We start from the raw sequence: 20,848 nt of genomic DNA, 5'->3' as shown, positions 1-20,848 counted from the left end.
AAAGCAATGAAAGCTCTGCTCGATCTATTCAAGCAAGTCCAGCAAGAAGAAGTATTCGACGCGATCAAGATCGGTCTGGCTTCGCCCGACAAGATCCGTTCGTGGTCATTCGGCGAAGTGAAGAAGCCGGAGACCATCAACTACCGTACCTTCAAGCCGGAGCGGGACGGTCTGTTCTGCGCGAAGATTTTTGGTCCGATCAAGGACTACGAATGCCTTTGCGGCAAGTACAAGCGTCTGAAGCACCGCGGCGTGATCTGCGAAAAGTGCGGCGTCGAAGTGACGCTCGCCAAGGTGCGTCGCGAACGCATGGGCCATATCGAACTGGCCTCGCCGGTTGCGCACATCTGGTTCTTGAAGTCGCTGCCGTCGCGTTTAGGCATGGTGCTCGACATGACGCTGCGTGACATCGAACGCGTGCTGTACTTTGAGGCATACGTGGTGATCGATCCGGGCATGACGCCGCTGAAAGCGCGGCAGATCATGACCGAAGAGGATTACTACAACAAGGTCGAAGAGTACGGTGACGAATTCCGCGCCGAGATGGGCGCGGAAGGCGTGCGCGAACTGCTGCGTTCGATCAACATCGACGAACAGGTCGAGATGCTGCGCACCGAACTCAAGAACACGGGTTCGGAAGCGAAGATCAAGAAGTACGCAAAGCGCCTGAAAGTGCTCGAGGCTTTCCAGCGTTCGGGCATCAAGCCCGACTGGATGGTGCTCGAAGTGCTGCCGGTGCTGCCGCCGGAACTGCGTCCGCTCGTGCCGCTGGATGGCGGCCGTTTCGCGACGTCGGACTTGAACGACCTGTATCGCCGCGTGATCAACCGTAACAACCGGTTGAAGCGTCTGCTCGAACTGAAGGCGCCTGAAATCATCGTCCGCAACGAAAAGCGGATGCTGCAGGAAGCCGTCGATTCGCTGCTCGACAACGGTCGTCGCGGTAAGGCAATGACGGGTGCGAACAAGCGTCCGCTGAAGTCGCTCGCCGACATGATCAAGGGTAAAGGCGGTCGTTTCCGTCAGAACTTGCTCGGTAAGCGCGTCGACTATTCGGGCCGTTCGGTGATCGTGGTCGGCCCGACGTTGAAGCTGCATCAGTGCGGTCTGCCGAAGCTGATGGCGCTCGAACTGTTCAAACCTTTCATCTTCAACAAGCTGGAAGTGATGGGCGTAGCTACGACCATCAAGGCCGCGAAGAAGGAAGTCGAGAACCAGACGCCCGTGGTGTGGGACATTCTCGAAGAAGTCATTCGCGAACATCCGGTCATGCTGAACCGCGCGCCTACGCTTCACCGACTCGGCATTCAGGCTTTCGAGCCGGTGCTGATCGAAGGTAAGGCAATTCAGCTGCACCCGCTCGTTTGCGCGGCGTTCAACGCCGACTTCGACGGTGACCAGATGGCCGTTCACGTGCCGCTGTCGCTGGAAGCGCAGATGGAAGCGCGTACGCTGATGCTCGCGTCGAACAACGTTCTGTTCCCGGCCAACGGCGACCCGTCGATCGTGCCGTCGCAGGATATCGTGCTGGGTCTTTACTATGCATCGCGTGAAGCGGTGAATGGCAAGGGCGAAGGCATGACGTTCACGGGCGTGTCGGAAGTGATTCGCGCGTACGAGAACAAGGAAGTCGAGCTGGCATCGCGCGTCAACGTGCGGATCACGGAAATGGTCCACAACGAAGACCAGAGCGAAGGCGCGCCGAAGTTCGTGCCGAAGATCTCGTTGTTCGCAACGACGGTCGGCCGCTCGATCCTGTCGGAAATTCTGCCGCCGGGGCTGCCCTTCACCGTGCTGAACAAGCCGTTGAAGAAGAAGGAAATTTCGCGTCTGATCAACACGGCGTTCCGCAAGTGCGGTCTGCGCGAAACGGTGATCTTCGCCGACCAGCTGATGCAAATGGGTTTCCGTCTTGCAACGCGCGCCGGCATCTCGATCTGCGTGGACGACATGCTCGTGCCGCCGCAGAAAGAGACGATCGTCGGTGACGCCGCGAAGAAGGTGAAGGAATACGACCGTCAGTACATGTCGGGTCTCGTCACCGCGCAAGAACGCTACAACAACGTGGTCGACATCTGGTCGGCAACGTCGGAAGCGGTCGGCAAGGCGATGATGGAACAGCTTGCAACAGAGCCGGTGACGGATCGTGACGGCAAGGAAACGCGTCAGGAATCGTTCAACTCCATCTACATGATGGCCGACTCGGGCGCGCGCGGTTCCGCGGTGCAGATTCGTCAGCTCGCCGGTATGCGCGGCCTGATGGCGAAGCCGGACGGCTCGATCATCGAGACGCCGATCACCGCGAACTTCCGCGAAGGCCTGAACGTGCTGCAGTACTTCATCTCGACGCACGGTGCACGTAAGGGTCTGGCGGATACGGCGTTGAAGACGGCGAACTCGGGTTACCTGACGCGCCGTCTCGTCGACGTGACGCAGGATCTGGTCGTCGTCGAAGAAGATTGCGGCACGTCGAACGGCGTGGCGATGAAGGCGTTGGTCGAAGGCGGTGAAGTCGTCGAAGCGCTGCGTGACCGTATTCTCGGCCGCGTCGCGGTGGCGGACGTCGTCAATCCGGAAACGCAGGAAACGCTGTACGCATCGGGCGATCTGCTCGATGAAGACGCGGTCGAGGAAATTGAACGCCTCGGTATCGACGAAGTGCGCGTGCGCACGCCGTTGACCTGCGAAACGCGTTATGGCTTGTGCGCTTCGTGCTATGGCCGCGACCTGGGTCGTGGTTCGCGCGTGAACGTCGGCGAAGCGGTTGGTGTGATCGCGGCGCAGTCGATCGGTGAACCGGGCACGCAGCTTACGATGCGTACGTTCCACATCGGTGGCGCGGCATCGCGTGCGGCGGTTGCTTCGACGGTCGAAGCGAAGTCGAACGGTACGGTGCGCTTCACGGCCACGATGCGTTACGTCACCAACGCGAAGGGCGAGCAAGTCGTCATCTCGCGTTCGGGCGAGGCGATCATCGCGGACGACCTCGGTCGCGAGCGTGAACGTCACAAGATCCCGTACGGCGCCACGTTGCTGCAACTCGACGGCGCGCAGATCAAGGCCGGTTCGCAACTGGCTCAATGGGATCCGCTGACGCGTCCGATCATCACCGAGTGGGGCGGTACGGTGAAGTTCGAAAACGTCGAGGAAGGCGTGACGGTCGCGAAGCAGATCGACGACGTCACGGGTCTTTCGACGCTCGTCGTAATCGACGTGAAGCGCCGTGGTTCGCAGGCTTCGAAGAGCGTGCGTCCGCAGGTGAAGCTGCTCGACGCGAACGGCGAGGAAGTGAAGATCCCGAACACCGAGCATTCGGTGCAGATCGGCTTCCAGGTCGGCGCACTGATCACCGTGAAGGATGGTCAGCAAGTGCAGGTTGGTGAAGTGCTGGCACGTATCCCGGTTGAAGCGCAGAAGACGCGTGACATTACCGGTGGTCTGCCGCGCGTGGCCGAACTGTTCGAAGCGCGCTCGCCGAAGGACGCCGGCATTCTGGCGGAAGTCACGGGCACGACGTCGTTCGGTAAGGACACGAAGGGCAAGCAGCGTCTCGTTATCACGGACCTCGAAGGCAATCAGCACGAGTTCCTGATCGCGAAGGAAAAGCAGGTGCTGGTGCACGATGGTCAGGTCGTCAACAAGGGCGAAATGATCGTCGACGGTCCTGCCGATCCGCACGATATCCTGCGTTTGCAGGGTATCGAGGCGCTGTCGCGTTACATCGTGGACGAAGTGCAGGACGTGTACCGTCTGCAAGGCGTGAAGATCAACGACAAGCACATTGAAGTGATCGTGCGTCAGATGCTGCGTCGGGTCCAGATCACGGACAACGGCGACACGCGCTTCATTCCGGGCGAACAAGTCGAGCGGTCGGACATGCTCGATGAGAACGACCGCATGACCGCGGACGACAAGCGTCCGGCCACGTACGAAAACGTGCTGCTCGGTATCACGAAGGCTTCTCTGTCGACCGATTCGTTCATCTCGGCGGCGTCGTTCCAGGAAACGACCCGCGTGCTGACCGAAGCGGCGATCATGGGCAAGCGTGATGATCTGCGTGGCCTGAAGGAAAACGTGATCGTCGGCCGTCTGATTCCGGCTGGTACGGGTCTCGCGTTCCACAAGGCGCGCAAGAGCAAGGAAATGTCGGATCGCGAACGCTTCGACCAGATCGCTGCCGAAGAGGCATTCGATTTCGGTACGCCGGAAACCCCGGCAACGGAGCAGGCGCCGCATACCAACGAGTAAGTTCTCTCGCTGGATTGTCGGTTGCAACATCGAACCGCTCGGCTTTTAGCCGGGCGGTTTTTTTTCGCCGGTTCGTTTTCGACGATTCCCACTCTGCCGATTGGCTAACGCTGCAACGAGCGCCTCGGCAGGCGAGCATGCGTTGTTAGAATTCGGTATCTCCATGTTGTAGTGAGCGTCTCCCGTCCATGTCCCGTCCGCTGCAGATCCTCAAGGAAGTTTTCGGCTATCCGGCTTTTCGCGGACAGCAGGCGGATATCGTCGAACACGTCGCCAACGGTGGCGACTCGCTCGTGCTCATGCCGACGGGCGGCGGCAAATCGCTTTGCTATCAAATTCCGTCGCTCGTGCGCAAGGAGTCGGGCTTCGGCGCGGGAATCGTCGTGTCGCCGTTGATTGCGTTGATGCAGGATCAGGTCGCGGCGCTCACCGAGCTTGGCGTGCGCGCGGCGTACTTGAACTCGACGCTCTCCGGCGCGGAGGCCGCCGCCACGGAGCGCGCGCTGCGCAACGGCACCATCGACCTTTTGTATGTGGCGCCCGAACGTCTCATGACGCCGCGCTTTCTAGAATTGCTCGAAAGCGCGCGCGTGGGTCTTTTTGCCATCGACGAAGCGCATTGCGTGTCGCAATGGGGACACGATTTTCGCCCGGAGTACATCCAGCTTTCCGTGCTGCACGAACGGTTCCCTTCGGTGCCGCGCATCGCGCTCACGGCGACCGCGGACGCCATCACGCGCGACGAGATCGTGCATCGGCTGGCGCTCGACGACGCGCGTATCTTCGTATCGAGTTTCGATCGGCCGAATATCCGTTACCGGATTGTCGAGAAAGACAACGCACGCTTGCAGTTACTCGATTTCATCCGCGCCGAGCATACGAATACGGACGGCACGACGGACGCAGGCGTCGTTTATTGTCTGTCGCGTCGCAAGGTGGAAGAGACCGCCGAGTGGCTGAAGGGTCAGGGCGTGCGCGCGCTGCCGTATCACGCGGGCATGGAATTCGAGACGCGGCAGAAGCATCAGGAGATGTTTCAGCGCGAGGAAGGCGTCGTGATGTGCGCGACGATTGCGTTCGGCATGGGTATCGATAAACCGGATGTGCGCTTCGTCGCGCATCTGGACTTGCCAAAGAGCGTCGAGGGCTACTATCAGGAAACCGGACGCGCGGGTCGTGACGGCATGCCGGCGAACGCATGGATGGCTTACGGACTCGGCGATGTCGTGCAGCAGCGCAAGATGATCGACGAATCCGAAGCCGACGACGCCCACAAACGCGTACAGACCGGCAAGCTCGATGCGCTTCTTGGCTTGTGCGAAACGGCTGCCTGCCGGCGGGTGCGGCTGCTGGCTTATTTCGGCGAGACGAGCCAACCGTGCGGCAACTGCGATACATGCCTGGAACCGCCCGCGTCGTTCGATGCCACGCGCGAAGCGCAAATGGCGCTGTCCTGCGTCTTCCGCGCGCGCAAAGCGAGCGGCTTCCATTTCGGCGCGGGACACCTGATCGACATTCTGCGCGGGTCGCGCAGCGAAAAGGTCCTACAGCGCGGACACGAAAATTTATCGACGTTCGGCGTCGGCGCCGCGCTTACCGAGCCAGAGTGGCGCGCGGTGTTTCGGCAGCTCGTCGCTTTTGGCTATTTGGCGATCGACCACGACGGCTTCGGCGCGCTCGTTCTCACCGATGCGAGCAAGCCCGTGCTGAAAGGCGAGGAGCACGTCACGCTGCGTAAATACGTGAAGCCGGTGCGTAGCCGGCAATCGTCGGGACGCACGCGGGAACGCGCCGATCCGACCACGGGCATGTCGCAACGGCAGAAGTCTCGCTGGGAGCGTCTGCGCATTTGGCGCGCAGAAACCGCCAAGAGCGACGGCGTGCCGGCCTACGTCATTTTTCATGACGCCACGCTTGCCGAAATAGCTCGAAGCGATCCCGATACGGTGGATGATCTGCGTCATATCCCGGGCATCGGCGCGCGCAAGCTGGAGCGTTTCGGCGACGAGTTGCTGGATGTCGTGACGACCGAATAAGCCAACGCTTTGCGCGGTACTCCGAAATGCGCGCAACGTGTTGACCCAATTGGGATTTTCAGCATATCATGCTAGGTTCTCGTTCTTGGTCCGTTTTCGGAACCGGCTTAGCGCCGCGTACGACAGGGGATCGAGCTTCTTCGAGAACGTTAGACGCGCATTTTCCGACGCTTTGCCCGTCGAGAATCGCGCCGAATTTGATCATTTTCAGGAATAAACGATGCCAACCATCAATCAATTGGTTCGCAAAGGCCGCACGTCGGAAACGACGAAGAGCAAGTCGCCGGCCCTGCAGGACTGCCCCCAGCGTCGTGGCGTGTGCACTCGCGTGTACACCACGACGCCTAAGAAGCCGAACTCGGCACTTCGTAAGGTTGCGAAGGTTCGCCTGACGAACGGTTTCGAAGTTATTTCGTACATCGGTGGTGAAGGCCACAACCTGCAAGAACACTCGGTCGTGCTGATTCGCGGCGGTCGTGTCAAGGACTTGCCGGGTGTGCGTTACCACATGGTTCGCGGCTCGCTAGATACTCAGGGCGTCAAGGATCGTAAGCAAGCTCGCTCGAAGTACGGTGCGAAGCGCGCGAAGGCTGGCAAGTAAGTCGCCGGTCTGCAGTCATCTGCAAGTTGTTTGAGGTCGCCGTAAGGCGGTTTAGGCGGTGGTACTGGAATGCCAGTGCTATCGAGTAAGTGGTCACCCGGCCAAGCTGGTTTTGTCGAAAAGATGGATCGGGTTTGTTGGTGGCCGCGGAGCTTAAAGACTCGTTCGGAGTCGGCTCCAACTGAAAAGGTAAAGGAAGAATCATGCCGCGTCGTCGCGAAGTCCCCAAGCGGGAAGTGTTGCCGGACCCGAAATTCGGCAACGTAGATGTAGCCAAGTTCATGAACGTGCTGATGCTCTCAGGCAAGAAGTCGGTTGCCGAGCGTATCGTGTACGGCGCTTTTGAACAGATCCAGACCAAGGGTGGCAAGGACCCGCTGGAAGTGTTCACGGTTGCGCTCAACAACGTGAAGCCGGTGGTCGAAGTGAAGAGCCGTCGCGTTGGTGGTGCCAACTACCAGGTTCCGGTCGAAGTGCGTCCCTCGCGTCGTATGGCATTGGCGATGCGTTGGTTGCGTGAAGCCGCGAAGAAGCGCAGCGAAAAGTCGATGGCCCTGCGGCTTGCGGGCGAACTCTCCGAAGCGGCAGAAGGCCGTGGCGGCGCGATGAAGAAGCGCGACGAAGTTCACCGCATGGCAGAGGCCAACAAGGCATTCTCGCATTTCCGTTTCTAAGCTCCCGCTCGTAGGGCAAACGGAAAAATAAGGGCGGGTGCGCTACTCCAGGCGCCTCGCCCGTTTGTGTTAGGACGCTGCCGGCTCGTTATAGATCGAGTCGGCGGGTCGACCAAAAAAGGATCCAAAGTGGCTCGCAAGACACCTATCGAGCGCTACCGCAACATCGGTATTAGCGCTCACATCGACGCCGGCAAAACGACGACGACCGAGCGCATCCTGTTTTACACGGGCGTGAACCACAAGATCGGCGAAGTTCACGACGGCGCTGCAACGATGGACTGGATGGAGCAGGAGCAGGAGCGCGGCATCACCATCACGTCGGCTGCTACCACGGCCTTCTGGAAGGGCATGGGCGGCAACTATCCCGAGCACCGCATCAACATCATCGACACCCCGGGGCACGTCGACTTCACGATCGAAGTGGAGCGCTCGATGCGCGTCCTCGACGGCGCGTGCATGGTCTACTGTGCAGTGGGCGGCGTGCAGCCGCAGTCGGAAACCGTGTGGCGTCAGGCTAACAAGTACAAGGTTCCGCGTCTCGCGTTCGTCAACAAGATGGACCGCACTGGCGCAAACTTCTTCAAGGTCTACGAGCAACTGAAGACGCGTCTGAAGGCGAACCCGGTTCCCGTCGTCGTGCCGATCGGCTCGGAAGAAAACTTCAAGGGCGTGGTCGACCTTCTCAAGATGAAGGCGATCATTTGGGACGAAGCGTCCCAGGGCACGAAGTTCGACTACGTCGACATCCCGGCTGAACTCGTCGACACGTGCAACGAGTGGCGCGAGAAGATGATCGAGTCGGCTGCCGAAGCCAGCGAAGAACTGATGGAAAAGTATCTCGGCGGCGAAGAGCTGACCGAAGCGGAAATCGTCAAGGCGATCCGCGACCGGACCATCGCGTGCGAAATTCAGCCGATGCTGTGCGGCACCGCGTTCAAGAACAAGGGCGTGCAGCGCATGCTCGACGCCGTGATCGACTTCCTGCCGTCGCCGGTCGACATTCCGCCGGTTACGGGTGAACTCGAAAACGGTGAGAAGGGCGAGCGCCGTGCTGCCGACGACGAAAAATTCTCGTCGCTGGCATTCAAGATCATGACCGACCCGTTCGTCGGTCAGCTGATCTTCTTCCGTGTGTATTCGGGTGTGGTCAATTCGGGTGACACCGTGCTGAACGCGACCAAGGACAAGAAGGAACGTCTGGGTCGTATTCTGCAGATGCACGCGAACCAGCGCGAAGAAATCAAGGAAGTGCGCGCAGGCGACATCGCGGCAGCCGTGGGCCTGAAGGAAGCGACCACGGGCGACACGCTGTGCGACCCGCAGAGCCCGATCGTGCTCGAACGCATGATTTTCCCGGAGCCGGTGATTTCGCAGGCAGTTGAGCCGAAGACGAAGCCCGACCAGGAAAAGATGGGTCTGGCGCTGAACCGTCTGGCTCAAGAAGATCCGTCGTTCCGCGTTCAAACGGACGAAGAGTCGGGCCAGACCATCATTTCGGGTATGGGCGAGCTCCACCTCGAAATTCTGGTCGACCGGATGAAGCGTGAATTCGGCGTTGAAGCAACCGTCGGCAAGCCGCAGGTTGCGTACCGCGAAACGATCCGCGCGACGGCTGCCGATGTCGACGGCAAGTTCGTCAAACAGTCGGGTGGTCGCGGTCAGTATGGTCACGCGGTCATCACGCTCGAGCCGAACGAACAGGGCAAGGGCTACGAGTTCCTGGACGAGATCAAGGGCGGTGTGATTCCGCGCGAATACATCCCGGCGGTGGACAAGGGTATCCAGGAAACGCTGAAGTCGGGCGTGCTGGCTGGCTTCCCGGTCGTCGACGTGAAGGTTCACCTGACGTTCGGTTCGTACCACGACGTCGACTCGAACGAAAATGCGTTCCGCATGGCCGGTTCGATGGCCTTCAAGGAAGCAATGCGCAAGGCAAGCCCGGTCATCCTCGAACCGATGATGGCCGTGGAAGTCGAAACGCCGGAAGATTACATGGGCAACGTGATGGGCGACTTGTCGGGCCGTCGCGGTATCGTCCAGGGCATGGAAGACATGATCGGCGGCGGCAAGATCGTTCGCGCCGAAGTACCGCTGTCGGAAATGTTCGGCTACTCGACCTCGCTGCGCTCGCTGTCGCAAGGCCGTGCTACGTACACGATGGAATTCAAGCACTATGCTGAAGCTCCGCGTAACGTTGCCGAAGCGATCATCAACGCCAAGGGCAAGTAAGCCCTGCAAGTCATTCGGCGAGCCACAAGCTTTTAACCGATAAACAATCTCTGAAAGAAGGTAATCATGGCAAAAGGTAAATTCGAGCGGACCAAGCCGCACGTGAACGTGGGCACGATCGGTCACGTTGACCACGGCAAGACCACGCTGACGGCAGCGATCACGACGGTGCTGACCAAGAAGTTTGGCGGCGAAGCGAAGGCATACGACCAGATCGATGCAGCGCCGGAAGAAAAGGCACGTGGTATCACCATCAACACCGCGCACGTCGAGTACGAAACGGCTAATCGCCACTACGCACACGTCGATTGCCCGGGCCACGCTGACTATGTGAAGAACATGATCACGGGCGCGGCGCAGATGGACGGCGCAATCCTGGTGTGCTCGGCCGCTGACGGCCCGATGCCGCAAACGCGTGAGCACATCCTGTTGGCGCGTCAGGTCGGCGTGCCTTACATCATCGTGTTCCTGAACAAGTGCGACATGGTGGACGACGCCGAGCTGCTCGAACTCGTCGAAATGGAAGTGCGCGAGCTTCTGTCGAAGTACGACTTCCCGGGCGACGACACGCCGATCATCAAGGGTTCGGCCAAGCTGGCGCTGGAAGGCGACACGGGCGAGCTGGGCGAAGTGGCGATCATGAATCTGGCCGACGCGCTGGACACGTACATCCCGACGCCGGAGCGCGCAGTGGACGGCGCCTTCCTGATGCCGGTGGAAGATGTGTTCTCGATCTCGGGTCGCGGCACGGTGGTGACGGGTCGCGTGGAGCGCGGCGTGGTGAAGGTTGGCGAGGAAATCGAAATCGTCGGTATCAAGCCGACGGTGAAGACGACTTGCACGGGCGTGGAAATGTTCCGCAAGCTGCTGGACCAAGGTCAAGCGGGCGACAACGTCGGTATCCTGCTGCGCGGCACGAAGCGTGAAGACGTGGAGCGTGGCCAGGTTCTGGCCAAGCCGGGTTCGATCACGCCGCACACGCACTTCACGGCTGAAGTGTACGTGCTGAGCAAGGACGAAGGCGGCCGCCACACGCCGTTCTTCAACAACTACCGTCCGCAGTTCTACTTCCGTACGACGGACGTGACGGGCTCGATCGAGCTGCCGAAGGACAAGGAAATGGTGATGCCGGGCGACAACGTGTCGATCACGGTGAAGCTGATTGCACCGATCGCCATGGAAGAAGGTCTGCGCTTCGCTATCCGCGAAGGCGGTCGTACCGTCGGCGCAGGTGTGGTTGCCAAGATTATCGAGTAAAATCTCGGGCTCACCTGTCGTTGCAGTACTGAAGTAACGTGACCGAGGCCGGGTGTTCGCCCCAAGCGAATGCCCGGTCTCTCGCTCTTTTGCCAAATCGGCGGTGCAACATCGCCTCGCTCTTTTAAGGAATTGTCATGCAGAACCAAAAAATCCGTATCCGTCTGAAAGCATTCGACTATCGCTTGATCGATCAATCGGCAGCCGAAATCGTCGATACGGCGAAGCGGACTGGTGCAATCGTCCGTGGCCCGGTGCCGCTGCCGACGCGCATTCAGCGCTTTGACATTTTGCGTTCGCCGCACGTCAACAAGACGTCGCGCGATCAGCTCGAAATCCGTACGCATCAGCGCCTGATGGACATCGTCGATCCGACTGACAAGACGGTCGACGCGCTGATGAAGCTCGACTTGCCGGCTGGCGTCGACGTCGAAATCAAGCTGCAGTAAGCCTCTAAAGCTTCGCCGGGTTTTCGGGTGAAGCTAAGTCTTTGATTGCTTGCAGAAAACGGAAAGCCTTGTTATACTCCAAGGCTTTTCGCGCACTTGCGCAAAAAAGTCCGCCCAGTTTCTCGTAACGAAGTGGACATTTTGTAATCAGCCCCGACCAATCGCAGTCGGGAATGGAGAAAACGATGAGCCTTGGACTCGTAGGTCGCAAGGTTGGCATGACCCGTATCTTCACGCCTGAAGGGGACTCGATTCCCGTCACCGTGCTGGACGTGTCGGACAACCGCGTGACGCAGATCAAGACCGTTGAAACGGATGGTTATACCGCCGTTCAGGTTGCATTCGGTGCTCGCCGCGCATCGCGCGTGACGAAGCCGCTGGCGGGTCACCTCGCCAAAGCTGGCGTTCAAGCTGGTGAAATCCTCAAAGAATTCCAGATCGAATCCGCGAAGGCCGCCGAATTGGCGAACGGCGCTGTGATCGGTACGGACATTTTCGAAGTTGGCCAGAAGGTCGACGTGCAAGGCACGTCGATTGGTAAGGGCTACGCCGGTACCATCAAGCGTTACAACTTCGCCTCAGGTCGTGCCTCGCACGGTAACTCGCGTTCGCACAACGTTCCGGGTTCGATCGGTATGGCGCAGGATCCGGGTCGTGTGTTCCCGGGTAAGCGCATGACGGGTCACCTCGGTGACGAAACCGTCACGGTTCAGAATCTCGAAATCGCTCGCATCGACGCCGACCGTAATCTGCTGCTGGTCCGCGGCGCGGTTCCGGGTGCGAAGGGCGGCAAGGTATTCGTGACGCCGGCCGTCAAGACGCGTGCTGTGAAAGGAGCGAAATAATGGAACTTAAGCTCCTGAATGCCAATGGTCAGGAAGCTGCTGGCGTGAACGCATCGGACGTCGTGTTCGGTCGCGATTACAACGAAGCCCTGATTCACCAGGTCGTCGTGGCTTATCAAGCCAATGCACGTAGCGGCAACCGCGCTCAGAAGGATCGTGAGCAGGTGAAGCACACCACCAAGAAGCCGTGGCGTCAGAAAGGTACGGGTCGCGCTCGTGCCGGTATGTCGTCAAGCCCGTTGTGGCGTGGCGGTGGTCGTATCTTCCCGAATTCGCCGGAAGAAAACTTCTCGCACAAGGTCAACAAGAAGATGCATCGCGCAGGTCTCTGCTCGATCTTCTCGCAATTGGCTCGTGAAGGCCGTATCTCGGTGGTCGAAGACCTCGCGCTCGAAGCGCCGAAGACCAAGCTGTTGGCCGATAAATTCAAGGCGATGGGTCTCGATTCCGTGTTGGTCATCACCGATACGGTCGACGAGAACCTGTACCTCGCGTCGCGCAATCTGGCCCACGTGGCCGTTGTCGAGCCGCGTTACGCCGACCCGCTCTCGCTGATCTACTTCAAGAAGATTCTGATCACGAAGGCTGCGGTCGCTCAGATCGAGGAGTTGCTGTCATGAGCGAGATTCGCAAAAACGATCATCGTTTGATGCAAGTTCTGCTCGCGCCGGTGATCTCCGAAAAGGCGACGCTGGTGGCCGACAAGAACGAACAAGTCGTGTTCGAAGTCGCCCCGGACGCCACGAAGCAGGAAGTAAAGGCTGCTGTCGAGCTGCTGTTCAAGGTCGAAGTCAATTCCGTCAACGTGCTCGTCACGAAGGGTAAAGCCAAGCGCTTTGGCCGCTTCAACGGCAAGCGCAAGGACGTGAAGAAGGCATACGTCTGCTTGAAGCCCGGCCAGGAAATCAACTTTGAAGCGGAGGCCAAGTAATCATGGCAATCGTTAAAGTTAAGCCGACTTCGCCGGGTCGCCGCGCGATGGTCAAGGTGGTCAACAAGGATCTGCATAAGGGCAAGCCGTTTGCGGCGCTGCTCGATTCGCAGTCCGTGACCGCCGGCCGTAACAACAACGGCCGCATCACCACGCGTCATAAGGGCGGTGGTCATAAGCAGCACTACCGTATCGTCGACTTCCGTCGCAACAAGGACGGCATTCCGGCAAAGGTCGAGCGTCTTGAGTACGACCCGAACCGTAGCGCGAACATCGCGCTGGTTCTGTACGCAGACGGTGAGCGTCGCTACATCATCGCGCCGAAGGGCGTGATCGTTGGTACGCAGCTCATGTCCGGTTCGGAAGCGCCGATCCGCGCAGGCAACACGCTGCCGATCCGCAACATTCCGGTCGGTACCACGATCCACTGCATCGAAATGCTGCCGGGCAAGGGTGCGCAAATCGCGCGTTCGGCTGGTACGTCCGCGATGCTGCTGGCGCGCGAAGGCGTCTACGCGCAGGTTCGTCTGCGTTCGGGCGAAATTCGCCGCGTGCACGTCGAGTGCCGCGCAACGATCGGTGAAGTGGGCAACGAAGAGCATAGCCTCCGTCAAATCGGTAAGGCTGGCGCGAACCGCTGGCGTGGTATCCGTCCGACGGTGCGCGGCGTTGCAATGAACCCGGTCGATCACCCGCACGGCGGTGGTGAAGGCAAGACGGCTGCAGGTCGCGATCCGGTGAGCCCGTGGGGCACGCCGACTAAGGGTTATCGCACCCGTAGCAACAAGCGCACGACGACGATGATCGTCCAGCGCCGTCACAAGCGTTAAGGAGTAGGCAATGACACGTTCTGCTAAAAAAGGTCCGTTCTGCGACGCTCATTTGCTGAAGAAAGTTGAGTCGGCTGCAGCTACGCGCGACAAGAAGCCGATCAAGACCTGGTCGCGTCGCTCGACGATTCTCCCGGACTTCATCGGTCTGACGATCGCTGTTCACAACGGCCGTCAGCACGTTCCGGTGTATGTCACGGAAAACATGGTCGGCCACAAGCTTGGCGAGTTCGCATTGACCCGTACGTTCAAGGGTCACGCGGCCGACAAGAAGGCCAAGAAATAAGGGGCTATCAAGATGGAAGTGAAAGCAATTCATCGCGGTGCCCGCATCTCGGCGCAGAAAACGCGCCTTGTGGCTGACCAGATTCGTGGTTTGCCGGTCGACAAGGCGCTGAACGTTCTGACGTTCTCGCCGAAGAAGGCGGCGGGTATCGTCAAGAAGGTCGTGCTGTCTGCGATCGCGAATGCGGAACACAACGAAGGCGCCGATATCGATGAGCTCAAGATCACGAGCATCTATATCGACAAGGCTGCTTCGTTGAAGCGTTTTACCGCACGCGCTAAGGGTCGTGGTAACCGCATCGAGAAGCAATCCTGTCACATCACTGTGACGGTCGGGAATTAAGGAGCCATACGATGGGACAAAAAATTCATCCGACTGGCTTCCGTTTGGCCGTCAGCCGCAACTGGGCTTCGCGCTGGTATGCGAACAACAGCAACTTCGCGGCGATGCTCCAGGAAGACATCGGTGTTCGTGAGTACCTGAAGAAGAAGCTGAAGAACGCTTCTGTTGGTCGCGTCATCATCGAGCGTCCGGCAAAGAACGCGCGTATCACAATTTATAGCTCGCGTCCGGGCGTTGTCATCGGCAAGAAGGGCGAAGACATCGAACTGTTGAAGGCTGAACTGCAGAAGCGCATGGGCGTTCCGGTTCACGTCAACATCGAAGAAATTCGGAAGCCGGAAACCGATGCTCAGCTGATCGCTGACTCGATCACGCAACAGCTCGAACGCCGGATCATGTTCCGTCGCGCGATGAAGCGTGCGATGCAGAATGCCATGCGCCTTGGCGCGCAAGGTATCAAGATCATGAGCGCGGGCCGTCTTAACGGTATCGAAATCGCTCGTACCGAGTGGTATCGCGAAGGTCGCGTGCCCCTCCATACGCTGCGTGCCGACATCGACTACGCAACGTCGGAAGCGAAAACCACGTACGGCATCATCGGCGTGAAGGTGTGGGTCTACAAGGGCGACACGCTGGGCCGTAATGAAGCACCGGTGGTGGAAGAAGTGGCGGAAGACAAGCGTCCGCGCCGCAACGCACGTCCGGGTGGCGATCGCCGTCCGCGTCGTGATGGCGAAGGCGCTCCGGCAGGTGCTCGTCGCGGCGGTCCCCGTCGTGGCGGCGCTGGCGGTGACGCGAAGAGTGGAGAATAACGATGCTGCAACCGAAACGCAGAAAGTATCGCAAAGAGCAGAAAGGTCGTAACACCGGCAAGGCGACGCGCGGCAACGCGGTGTCGTTCGGTGAATACGGTCTGAAGGCTATCGGTCGCGGCCGTTTGACCGCGCGTCAAATCGAAGCCGCGCGTCGTGCAATGACGCGTCACATCAAGCGTGGTGGCCGGATCTGGATCCGCATTTTCCCAGACAAGCCGATTTCGCAGAAGCCGGCAGAAGTACGTATGGGTAATGGTAAGGGTAACCCGGAGTACTACGTCGCTGAAATTCAACCGGGCAAGATGCTGTACGAAATGGACGGTGTCACCGAAGAACTGGCGCGCGAAGCGTTCCGTCTGGCTGCAGCCAAGCTGCCGCTTAAGACGTACTTCGTCGTGCGTCAGCTCGGCGCCTAAGGAGTAAATGATGAAGGCATCTGAACTTCACCAGAAAGACCAGGCCGCGCTCAACAAAGAGCTGACGGACCTGCTGAAGGCGCAATTCGGCCTGCGCATGCAACTCGCGACCCAGCAGCTCACGAACACGAGCCAGCTGAAGAAGGTTCGTCGCGACATCGCACGTGTGCGGACCGTCCTGACTGAGAAGGCGAACCAGAAATGAACGATAGCGTAAAAACCTCGCTCAAGCGGACGCTGGTCGGCAAGGTCGTCAGCAACAAGATGGACAAGACGGTCACCGTTCTGGTCGAGCACCGCGTGAAGCATCCGATCTACGGCAAGTACGTCGTGCGTTCGAAGAAGTACCACGCGCATGATGACGCCAATACGTACAACGAAGGCGATCTCGTCGAAATCCAGGAAACTCGTCCGATTTCGAAGACGAAGGCTTGGGTTGTGTCGAAGTTGGTTGAAGCGGCGCGCGTGATCTAAGTCTGTAGTTGTAGTGCCGCGATGCAGTAACTAGTGTCGCAGTAAGTTTCGCTTGCAAGACCGAGATTATTTGTTATAATCTCGGTCTTCCCTCTTTGTGGGAGCCCCGTCGCGGGCGAAACTGGTGGGGGAAGCCGGTTCAGGCGCCAGCCTGAGTCGACAGATTCACCGGATTGCGATGGCGGGTTTCGTCTGCCCTCGCTGCCTGTTCTAACCCAAGCAGCCGATTGGCTGACGGGACCAAGACTGACCGGATGCGCCATGGTGGTGTGACCGGATTAAGTTGGGAAAGATAAACCATGATCCAGACCGAAACTCGGCTTGAAGTGGCCGACAACACGGGTGCGCGTGAAGTCATGTGCATCAAGGTGCTCGGCGGTTCGAAGCGTCGTTACGCTAGCATTGGCGACATCATCAAGGTGACCGTCAAGGAAGCGACGCCGCGCGGACGCGTAAAGAAGGGCGAAATTTATAACGCCGTGGTCGTTCGCACGGCCAAGGGCGTGCGTCGCCAGGATGGCTCGCTCATCAAGTTCGACGGCAATGCCGCCGTACTGTTGAACACGAAGCTCGAGCCGATCGGCACGCGTATTTTCGGGCCGGTGACGCGTGAACTGCGTAGCGAACGATTCATGAAGATCGTTTCGCTCGCGCCGGAAGTGCTGTAAGGAGTCGCGATGAACAAGATTCGCAAGGGTGACGAAGTTATCGTCACTACCGGCAAGGACAAAGGCAAGCGCGGTACCGTGCTGGTCGTTGCGGAAGAGCATGTCACGGTCGAGGGTATCAACCTCGTCAAGAAGCATGTGAAGCCGAACCCGATGAAGGGTACGACGGGCGGTGTGGAAGCCAAAACGATGCCGCTGCATATTTCGAACGTCGCATTGGTCGACGCGAATGGCAAGGCGTCGCGTGTGGGCATCAAGGTCGAAGATGGAAAGAAGGTTCGCTTCTTGAAGTCGACCGGCGCCACGCTTAACGCCTGACGCGGAGTTAAAAAATGGCTCGTCTGCAAGAAATTTACAAAGAAACGGTTGTGCCGCAACTGGTTGAAAAGTTCGGCTACAAGTCCATCATGGAAGTGCCGCGCATCACCAAGATCACCCTCAACATGGGTCTTGGCGAAGCGGTCGCTGACAAGAAGATTATCGAAAACGCCGTGGGCGACCTGACGAAGATCGCTGGCCAAAAGCCGGTTATCACGAAGGCGCGCAAGGCAATCGCGGGCTTCAAGATTCGTCAAGGCTACCCGATCGGCGCGATGGTTACGCTGCGCGGTCAAGCGATGTACGAATTCCTGGACCGCTTCGTGACGGTTGCGCTCCCCCGTGTGCGCGACTTCCGTGGCGTCTCGGGCCGTGCATTCGACGGTCGTGGTAACTACAACATCGGTGTGAAAGAGCAGATCATTTTCCCCGAAATTGACTACGACAAGATCGACGCGCTGCGTGGGCTGAACATCAGCATCACGACCACCGCGAAGAGTGACGACGAAGCAAAGGCGCTGCTCGCCGGCTTCAAGTTCCCGTTCAGAAACTGAGGTTACCGTGGCTAAACTGGCACTGATCGAACGTGAAAAGAAGCGCGCACGCCTCGCAGCCAAGTACGCTCCGAAGCGTGCTGAGCTGAAGGCTGTGATCGACGACGCAAGCAAGTCGGACGAAGAACGCTATATCGCCCGTCTCGCGCTGCAACAATTGCCGCGTAACTCGAACCCTACTCGCAAGCGTAACCGCTGCGCGATCACGGGTCGTCCTCGCGGCACGTTCCGCAAGTTCGGACTCGCGCGTAGCAAGATCCGCGAAATCGCATTCCGCGGTGAAATCCCTGGCCTCACCAAGGCGAGCTGGTAATAGGAGAAACATAAATGAGCATGAGTGATCCTATCGCCGATATGCTGACTCGCATCCGCAATGCGCAGATGGTTGAGAAGGTTTCGGTGACTATGCCCTCGTCGAAAGTCAAGGTTGCGATTGCGCAGGTTTTGAAGGACGAAGGTTATATCGACGATTTCGCAGTGAAGGCTGAAGGTGCGAAGTCGGAATTGAACATCGCGTTGAAGTACTACGCTGGCCGTCCGGTTATCGAGCGCCTCGAGCGCGTCTCGAAGCCCGGTCTGCGCGTGTATCGCGGGCGCAACGACATTCCTCAGGTGATGAATGGCCTGGGCGTTGCAATCGTCTCGACGCCGAAGGGTGTGATGACTGACCGCAAGGCGCGCCAGACCGGCGTCGGTGGCGAAGTCATCTGCTACGTCGCTTAACGCCGAAGGGAGAAGAAACATGTCTCGAGTAGGTAAGAGCCCGATCGCGTTGCCGCAAGGCGCCGAAGTGGCCGTCAAGGGCGACGTCATCACCGTCAAGGGTCCGCTCGGCACGATTTCGCAAGCGGGCAATCCGCTGGTGAGCGTGGCGAACGACAATGGTACGTTGAATTTCGCGCCGGCTGACGAAAGCCGCGAAGCGAACGCGATGTCCGGCACGATGCGCGCCCTGGTGGCGAACATGGTGCATGGCGTCACTAAGGGTTTCGAACGCAAACTGACGCTGGTTGGCGTCGGTTATCGTGCACAAGCGCAAGGCGACAAGCTGAATCTGTCGCTGGGTTTCTCGCACCCCGTGGTGCACCAGATGCCGGAAGGCGTCAAGGCTGAAACCCCGACGCAGACCGAAATCGTGATCAAGGGGATCGACAAGCAGAAAGTCGGCCAAGTCGCGGCGGAAGTTCGTGGCTATCGTCCGCCGGAGCCCTATAAGGGCAAGGGCGTGCGTTATGCCGACGAGGTCGTGATCCTCAAAGAAACGAAGAAGAAGTAAGGGTGCGCAATCATGGATAAGACTCAATCTCGCCTGCGCCGCGCTCGTCAGACGCGTATCAAGATCGCTGAGCTGCAGGTCGCGCGTCTCGCCGTGCATCGCACGAATACGCATATCTACGCGCAAGTGTTCTCGGCATGCGGCACGAAGGTGCTTGCAAGCGCCTCGACGCTGGAAGCCGAAGTGCGCGCTGAACTGGCTGACAAGTCGGGCAAGGGCGGCAATATCAACGCTGCAACCCTGATCGGCAAGCGTATTGCCGAAAAGGCTAAGGCTGCCGGCATCGAATCCGTCGCCTTTGACCGCTCGGGTTTCCGCTACCACGGCCGCGTGAAAGCGCTGGCTGATGCCGCGCGCGAAGCCGGGCTCAAGTTCTAAGGGAAGAATTCGTCATGGCAAAGATGCAAGCGAAAGTTCAGGCTGACGAACGCGACGACGGCCTGCGCGAAAAGATGATTTCGGTCAACCGCGTGACCAAGGTCGTGAAGGGTGGCCGGATTCTCGGTTTCGCCGCACTGACCGTGGTTGGCGACGGTGATGGCCGCGTCGGCATGGGCAAGGGCAAAGCGAAGGAAGTTCCGGTCGCCGTTCAAAAGGCAATGGAGCAAGCCCGCCGCAACATGTTCAAGGTGCCGCTCAAGAACGGTACGTTGCAACACGAAGTGCACGGTAAGCATGGCGCTTCCGCAGTCCTCCTCGCTCCGGCGAAGGACGGTACTGGCGTGATCGCAGGCGGCCCGATGCGCGCAGTGTTCGACGTGATGGGCGTGCAGAACGTGGTGGCCAAGAGCCACGGTTCGACGAACCCGTACAATCTCGTTCGTGCAACGCTCGACGGTCTGCGTAAGCAGTCCACGCCGGGCGACATCGCGGCGAAGCGCGGCAAGTCCGTCGAAGATATTTTGGGCTAAGCCTCGAGGTCATCATGTCTGAGAAAACTGTCAAGATTCAGCTCGTCAAGAGCCTGATCGGGACCCGCGAAACGCACCGCGCTACGGTGCGTGGCCTCGGCCTGCGTCGCCTCAACTCGGTGAGCGAGCTGCAGGACACGCCGGCAGTGCGCGGGATGATCAACAAGGTTTCGTACCTCGTTAAGGTCATCGGCTAAGGCCGCCGACTAGGATCCAAGGAGTTGAACATGGAATTGAATAACCTGAAGCCGGCAGAAGGCGCGAAGCACGCTAAGCGTCGCGTCGGTCGTGGCATCGGTTCGGGCCTCGGCAAGACTGCAGGTCGCGGCCACAAGGGTCAGAAATCGCGTTCGGGCGGCTTTCACAAAGTCGGCTTCGAAGGCGGTCAGATGCCTCTGCAGCGTCGTCTGCCGAAGCGCGGCTTCACTTCGCTGACGAAGGAATTCGTCGGTCAAGTGCGCCTGGCTGATCTCGAGAAGTTGCCGGTCGACGAAATCGATCTGTTGGCTTTGAAGCAAGCGGGTCTGGTCGGCGAGCTCATCAAGAGCGCGAAGATCATCAAGACCGGCGAGATCACCCGCAAGGTCACGGTGAAGGGTCTGACGGCAACGAAGGGCGCCCGTGCAGCAATCGAAGCCGCTGGCGGCTCGTTCGCCGAGTAACGCGATTTCGCCGTTACTAGCAC

The 20,848-nt window shown here is 59.2% G+C and carries 27 protein-coding genes; all 27 read left to right on the top strand.

Going from position 1 to position 20,848, the window contains the following annotated elements:
• The first annotated feature begins 6 nt into the window (after positions 1-6).
• The 27 genes from rpoC (at position 7) to rplO (ending at position 20,825) form a co-directional block, all read left to right on the top strand.
• Positions 7-4,248, top strand: a complete 4,242-nt coding sequence (rpoC, locus tag P9250_RS17360) for a DNA-directed RNA polymerase subunit beta' (protein ID WP_244826438.1) — start codon at positions 7-9, stop codon at positions 4,246-4,248.
• 188 nt (positions 4,249-4,436) lie between these two features.
• The gene (gene recQ / locus P9250_RS17355) at positions 4,437-6,284 is read left to right on the top strand and encodes a DNA helicase RecQ (protein ID WP_310394321.1); all 1,848 of its coding nucleotides are present in this window, start codon (positions 4,437-4,439) and stop codon (positions 6,282-6,284) included.
• Between the two features lie 220 nt (positions 6,285-6,504).
• Positions 6,505-6,885: a 30S ribosomal protein S12 gene (gene rpsL / locus P9250_RS17350; RefSeq protein ID WP_006053290.1), complete on the top strand. Its 381-nt coding sequence runs from the start codon at positions 6,505-6,507 to the stop codon at positions 6,883-6,885.
• A gap of 203 nt (positions 6,886-7,088) precedes the next feature.
• Entirely contained in the window at positions 7,089-7,559 is a 471-nt protein-coding gene (gene rpsG / locus P9250_RS17345; RefSeq protein WP_006053291.1) for a 30S ribosomal protein S7, read from the top strand.
• Between the two features lie 129 nt (positions 7,560-7,688).
• Positions 7,689-9,791: an elongation factor G gene (gene fusA / locus P9250_RS17340; RefSeq protein WP_250509591.1), complete on the top strand. Its 2,103-nt coding sequence runs from the start codon at positions 7,689-7,691 to the stop codon at positions 9,789-9,791.
• Between the two features lie 66 nt (positions 9,792-9,857).
• Entirely contained in the window at positions 9,858-11,048 is a 1,191-nt protein-coding gene (tuf, locus tag P9250_RS17335) for an elongation factor Tu (RefSeq protein WP_090541958.1), read from the top strand.
• 137 nt (positions 11,049-11,185) lie between these two features.
• Positions 11,186-11,497, top strand: coding sequence for a 30S ribosomal protein S10 (rpsJ, locus tag P9250_RS17330; protein WP_006998489.1), 312 nt, complete (start codon positions 11,186-11,188; stop codon positions 11,495-11,497).
• Positions 11,498-11,682: 185 nt separating this feature from the next.
• Positions 11,683-12,342 carry a 50S ribosomal protein L3 gene (gene rplC / locus P9250_RS17325; protein WP_244826435.1) on the top strand — a complete coding sequence of 220 codons (660 nt, stop codon included), beginning with the start codon at positions 11,683-11,685 and terminating at the stop codon, positions 12,340-12,342.
• Positions 12,342-12,962, top strand: coding sequence for a 50S ribosomal protein L4 (gene rplD, locus P9250_RS17320; protein WP_244826434.1), 621 nt, complete (start codon positions 12,342-12,344; stop codon positions 12,960-12,962). Before rplC ends, rplD begins: the two co-directional genes overlap by 1 nt.
• Positions 12,959-13,273 (top strand): 50S ribosomal protein L23, encoded by a 315-nt coding sequence (gene rplW / locus P9250_RS17315; RefSeq protein WP_008343846.1) that lies wholly within the window; start codon positions 12,959-12,961, stop codon positions 13,271-13,273. The genes rplD and rplW overlap by 4 nt, the downstream gene beginning before the upstream one ends.
• A gap of 2 nt (positions 13,274-13,275) precedes the next feature.
• Complete coding sequence (gene rplB / locus P9250_RS17310; RefSeq protein WP_250509589.1) at positions 13,276-14,103, top strand: 50S ribosomal protein L2; 828 nt, start codon at positions 13,276-13,278, stop codon at positions 14,101-14,103.
• 10 nt (positions 14,104-14,113) lie between these two features.
• Complete coding sequence (gene rpsS / locus P9250_RS17305; RefSeq protein ID WP_035506764.1) at positions 14,114-14,389, top strand: 30S ribosomal protein S19; 276 nt, start codon at positions 14,114-14,116, stop codon at positions 14,387-14,389.
• A gap of 12 nt (positions 14,390-14,401) precedes the next feature.
• Positions 14,402-14,731 (top strand): 50S ribosomal protein L22, encoded by a 330-nt coding sequence (gene rplV, locus P9250_RS17300; protein ID WP_011490054.1) that lies wholly within the window; start codon positions 14,402-14,404, stop codon positions 14,729-14,731.
• Between the two features lie 11 nt (positions 14,732-14,742).
• Positions 14,743-15,543, top strand: coding sequence for a 30S ribosomal protein S3 (gene rpsC / locus P9250_RS17295; RefSeq protein WP_244826432.1), 801 nt, complete (start codon positions 14,743-14,745; stop codon positions 15,541-15,543).
• Between the two features lie 2 nt (positions 15,544-15,545).
• Positions 15,546-15,962, top strand: coding sequence for a 50S ribosomal protein L16 (rplP, locus tag P9250_RS17290; protein WP_061170924.1), 417 nt, complete (start codon positions 15,546-15,548; stop codon positions 15,960-15,962).
• 10 nt (positions 15,963-15,972) lie between these two features.
• Positions 15,973-16,167 carry a 50S ribosomal protein L29 gene (gene rpmC / locus P9250_RS17285; protein ID WP_035933103.1) on the top strand — a complete coding sequence of 65 codons (195 nt, stop codon included), beginning with the start codon at positions 15,973-15,975 and terminating at the stop codon, positions 16,165-16,167.
• Positions 16,164-16,436 (top strand): 30S ribosomal protein S17, encoded by a 273-nt coding sequence (rpsQ, locus tag P9250_RS17280; RefSeq protein WP_008343854.1) that lies wholly within the window; start codon positions 16,164-16,166, stop codon positions 16,434-16,436. The genes rpmC and rpsQ overlap by 4 nt, the downstream gene beginning before the upstream one ends.
• Positions 16,437-16,735: 299 nt before the next feature.
• Entirely contained in the window at positions 16,736-17,104 is a 369-nt protein-coding gene (gene rplN, locus P9250_RS17275; protein ID WP_006998478.1) for a 50S ribosomal protein L14, read from the top strand.
• A gap of 9 nt (positions 17,105-17,113) precedes the next feature.
• Positions 17,114-17,422 (top strand): 50S ribosomal protein L24, encoded by a 309-nt coding sequence (rplX, locus tag P9250_RS17270; protein WP_244826431.1) that lies wholly within the window; start codon positions 17,114-17,116, stop codon positions 17,420-17,422.
• A gap of 14 nt (positions 17,423-17,436) precedes the next feature.
• Positions 17,437-17,976 carry a 50S ribosomal protein L5 gene (gene rplE, locus P9250_RS17265; RefSeq protein WP_244826430.1) on the top strand — a complete coding sequence of 180 codons (540 nt, stop codon included), beginning with the start codon at positions 17,437-17,439 and terminating at the stop codon, positions 17,974-17,976.
• Between the two features lie 7 nt (positions 17,977-17,983).
• On the top strand, positions 17,984-18,289 hold the full coding sequence (gene rpsN / locus P9250_RS17260; RefSeq protein ID WP_244826429.1) for a 30S ribosomal protein S14: 306 nt from the start codon (positions 17,984-17,986) through the stop codon (positions 18,287-18,289).
• 14 nt (positions 18,290-18,303) lie between these two features.
• The gene (rpsH, locus tag P9250_RS17255; RefSeq protein ID WP_062638157.1) at positions 18,304-18,699 is read left to right on the top strand and encodes a 30S ribosomal protein S8; all 396 of its coding nucleotides are present in this window, start codon (positions 18,304-18,306) and stop codon (positions 18,697-18,699) included.
• A gap of 19 nt (positions 18,700-18,718) precedes the next feature.
• Positions 18,719-19,252 (top strand): 50S ribosomal protein L6, encoded by a 534-nt coding sequence (gene rplF, locus P9250_RS17250; protein ID WP_244826428.1) that lies wholly within the window; start codon positions 18,719-18,721, stop codon positions 19,250-19,252.
• Positions 19,253-19,264: 12 nt separating this feature from the next.
• A complete protein-coding gene (rplR, locus tag P9250_RS17245) occupies positions 19,265-19,630 on the top strand; it encodes a 50S ribosomal protein L18 (protein ID WP_035967614.1) in 366 nt (121 codons plus the stop codon).
• Positions 19,631-19,644: 14 nt separating this feature from the next.
• The gene (rpsE, locus tag P9250_RS17240; RefSeq protein WP_244793886.1) at positions 19,645-20,163 is read left to right on the top strand and encodes a 30S ribosomal protein S5; all 519 of its coding nucleotides are present in this window, start codon (positions 19,645-19,647) and stop codon (positions 20,161-20,163) included.
• A gap of 14 nt (positions 20,164-20,177) precedes the next feature.
• Positions 20,178-20,360 carry a 50S ribosomal protein L30 gene (gene rpmD / locus P9250_RS17235; RefSeq protein ID WP_016346466.1) on the top strand — a complete coding sequence of 61 codons (183 nt, stop codon included), beginning with the start codon at positions 20,178-20,180 and terminating at the stop codon, positions 20,358-20,360.
• A 30-nt stretch (positions 20,361-20,390) separates the two neighbouring features.
• Entirely contained in the window at positions 20,391-20,825 is a 435-nt protein-coding gene (rplO, locus tag P9250_RS17230) for a 50S ribosomal protein L15 (RefSeq protein ID WP_244826427.1), read from the top strand.
• Positions 20,826-20,848 lie beyond the last annotated feature (23 nt).

Origin of the sequence: Caballeronia sp. LP006, assembly GCF_031450995.1 — a bacterium.
In the GTDB taxonomy this organism is placed as follows: Bacteria; Pseudomonadota; Gammaproteobacteria; order Burkholderiales; family Burkholderiaceae; genus Caballeronia.
Note: the sequence above shows the minus strand (reverse complement) of the source record. Positions and strands in the feature narration are given on the sequence as shown.

Excerpts from the sequence above, each read along its gene's own strand:
- rpoC (WP_244826438.1), top strand. The coding sequence starts at position 7 with ATGAAAGCTCTGCTCGATCTATTCAAGCAAGTCCAGCAAGAAGAAGTA.
- recQ (WP_310394321.1), top strand. The coding sequence starts at position 4,437 with ATGTCCCGTCCGCTGCAGATCCTCAAGGAAGTTTTCGGCTATCCGGCT.
- rpsL (WP_006053290.1), top strand. The coding sequence starts at position 6,505 with ATGCCAACCATCAATCAATTGGTTCGCAAAGGCCGCACGTCGGAAACG.
- rpsG (WP_006053291.1), top strand. The coding sequence starts at position 7,089 with ATGCCGCGTCGTCGCGAAGTCCCCAAGCGGGAAGTGTTGCCGGACCCG.
- tuf (WP_090541958.1), top strand. The coding sequence starts at position 9,858 with ATGGCAAAAGGTAAATTCGAGCGGACCAAGCCGCACGTGAACGTGGGC.
- rpsJ (WP_006998489.1), top strand. The coding sequence starts at position 11,186 with ATGCAGAACCAAAAAATCCGTATCCGTCTGAAAGCATTCGACTATCGC.
- rplC (WP_244826435.1), top strand. The coding sequence starts at position 11,683 with ATGAGCCTTGGACTCGTAGGTCGCAAGGTTGGCATGACCCGTATCTTC.
- rplD (WP_244826434.1), top strand. The coding sequence starts at position 12,342 with ATGGAACTTAAGCTCCTGAATGCCAATGGTCAGGAAGCTGCTGGCGTG.
- rplW (WP_008343846.1), top strand. The coding sequence starts at position 12,959 with ATGAGCGAGATTCGCAAAAACGATCATCGTTTGATGCAAGTTCTGCTC.
- rplB (WP_250509589.1), top strand. The coding sequence starts at position 13,276 with ATGGCAATCGTTAAAGTTAAGCCGACTTCGCCGGGTCGCCGCGCGATG.
- rpsS (WP_035506764.1), top strand. The coding sequence starts at position 14,114 with ATGACACGTTCTGCTAAAAAAGGTCCGTTCTGCGACGCTCATTTGCTG.
- rplV (WP_011490054.1), top strand. The coding sequence starts at position 14,402 with ATGGAAGTGAAAGCAATTCATCGCGGTGCCCGCATCTCGGCGCAGAAA.
- rpsC (WP_244826432.1), top strand. The coding sequence starts at position 14,743 with ATGGGACAAAAAATTCATCCGACTGGCTTCCGTTTGGCCGTCAGCCGC.
- rplP (WP_061170924.1), top strand. The coding sequence starts at position 15,546 with ATGCTGCAACCGAAACGCAGAAAGTATCGCAAAGAGCAGAAAGGTCGT.
- rpmC (WP_035933103.1), top strand. The coding sequence starts at position 15,973 with ATGAAGGCATCTGAACTTCACCAGAAAGACCAGGCCGCGCTCAACAAA.
- rpsQ (WP_008343854.1), top strand. The coding sequence starts at position 16,164 with ATGAACGATAGCGTAAAAACCTCGCTCAAGCGGACGCTGGTCGGCAAG.
- rplN (WP_006998478.1), top strand. The coding sequence starts at position 16,736 with ATGATCCAGACCGAAACTCGGCTTGAAGTGGCCGACAACACGGGTGCG.
- rplX (WP_244826431.1), top strand. The coding sequence starts at position 17,114 with ATGAACAAGATTCGCAAGGGTGACGAAGTTATCGTCACTACCGGCAAG.
- rplE (WP_244826430.1), top strand. The coding sequence starts at position 17,437 with ATGGCTCGTCTGCAAGAAATTTACAAAGAAACGGTTGTGCCGCAACTG.
- rpsH (WP_062638157.1), top strand. The coding sequence starts at position 18,304 with ATGAGCATGAGTGATCCTATCGCCGATATGCTGACTCGCATCCGCAAT.
- rplF (WP_244826428.1), top strand. The coding sequence starts at position 18,719 with ATGTCTCGAGTAGGTAAGAGCCCGATCGCGTTGCCGCAAGGCGCCGAA.
- rplR (WP_035967614.1), top strand. The coding sequence starts at position 19,265 with ATGGATAAGACTCAATCTCGCCTGCGCCGCGCTCGTCAGACGCGTATC.
- rpsE (WP_244793886.1), top strand. The coding sequence starts at position 19,645 with ATGGCAAAGATGCAAGCGAAAGTTCAGGCTGACGAACGCGACGACGGC.
- rpmD (WP_016346466.1), top strand. The coding sequence starts at position 20,178 with ATGTCTGAGAAAACTGTCAAGATTCAGCTCGTCAAGAGCCTGATCGGG.
- rplO (WP_244826427.1), top strand. The coding sequence starts at position 20,391 with ATGGAATTGAATAACCTGAAGCCGGCAGAAGGCGCGAAGCACGCTAAG.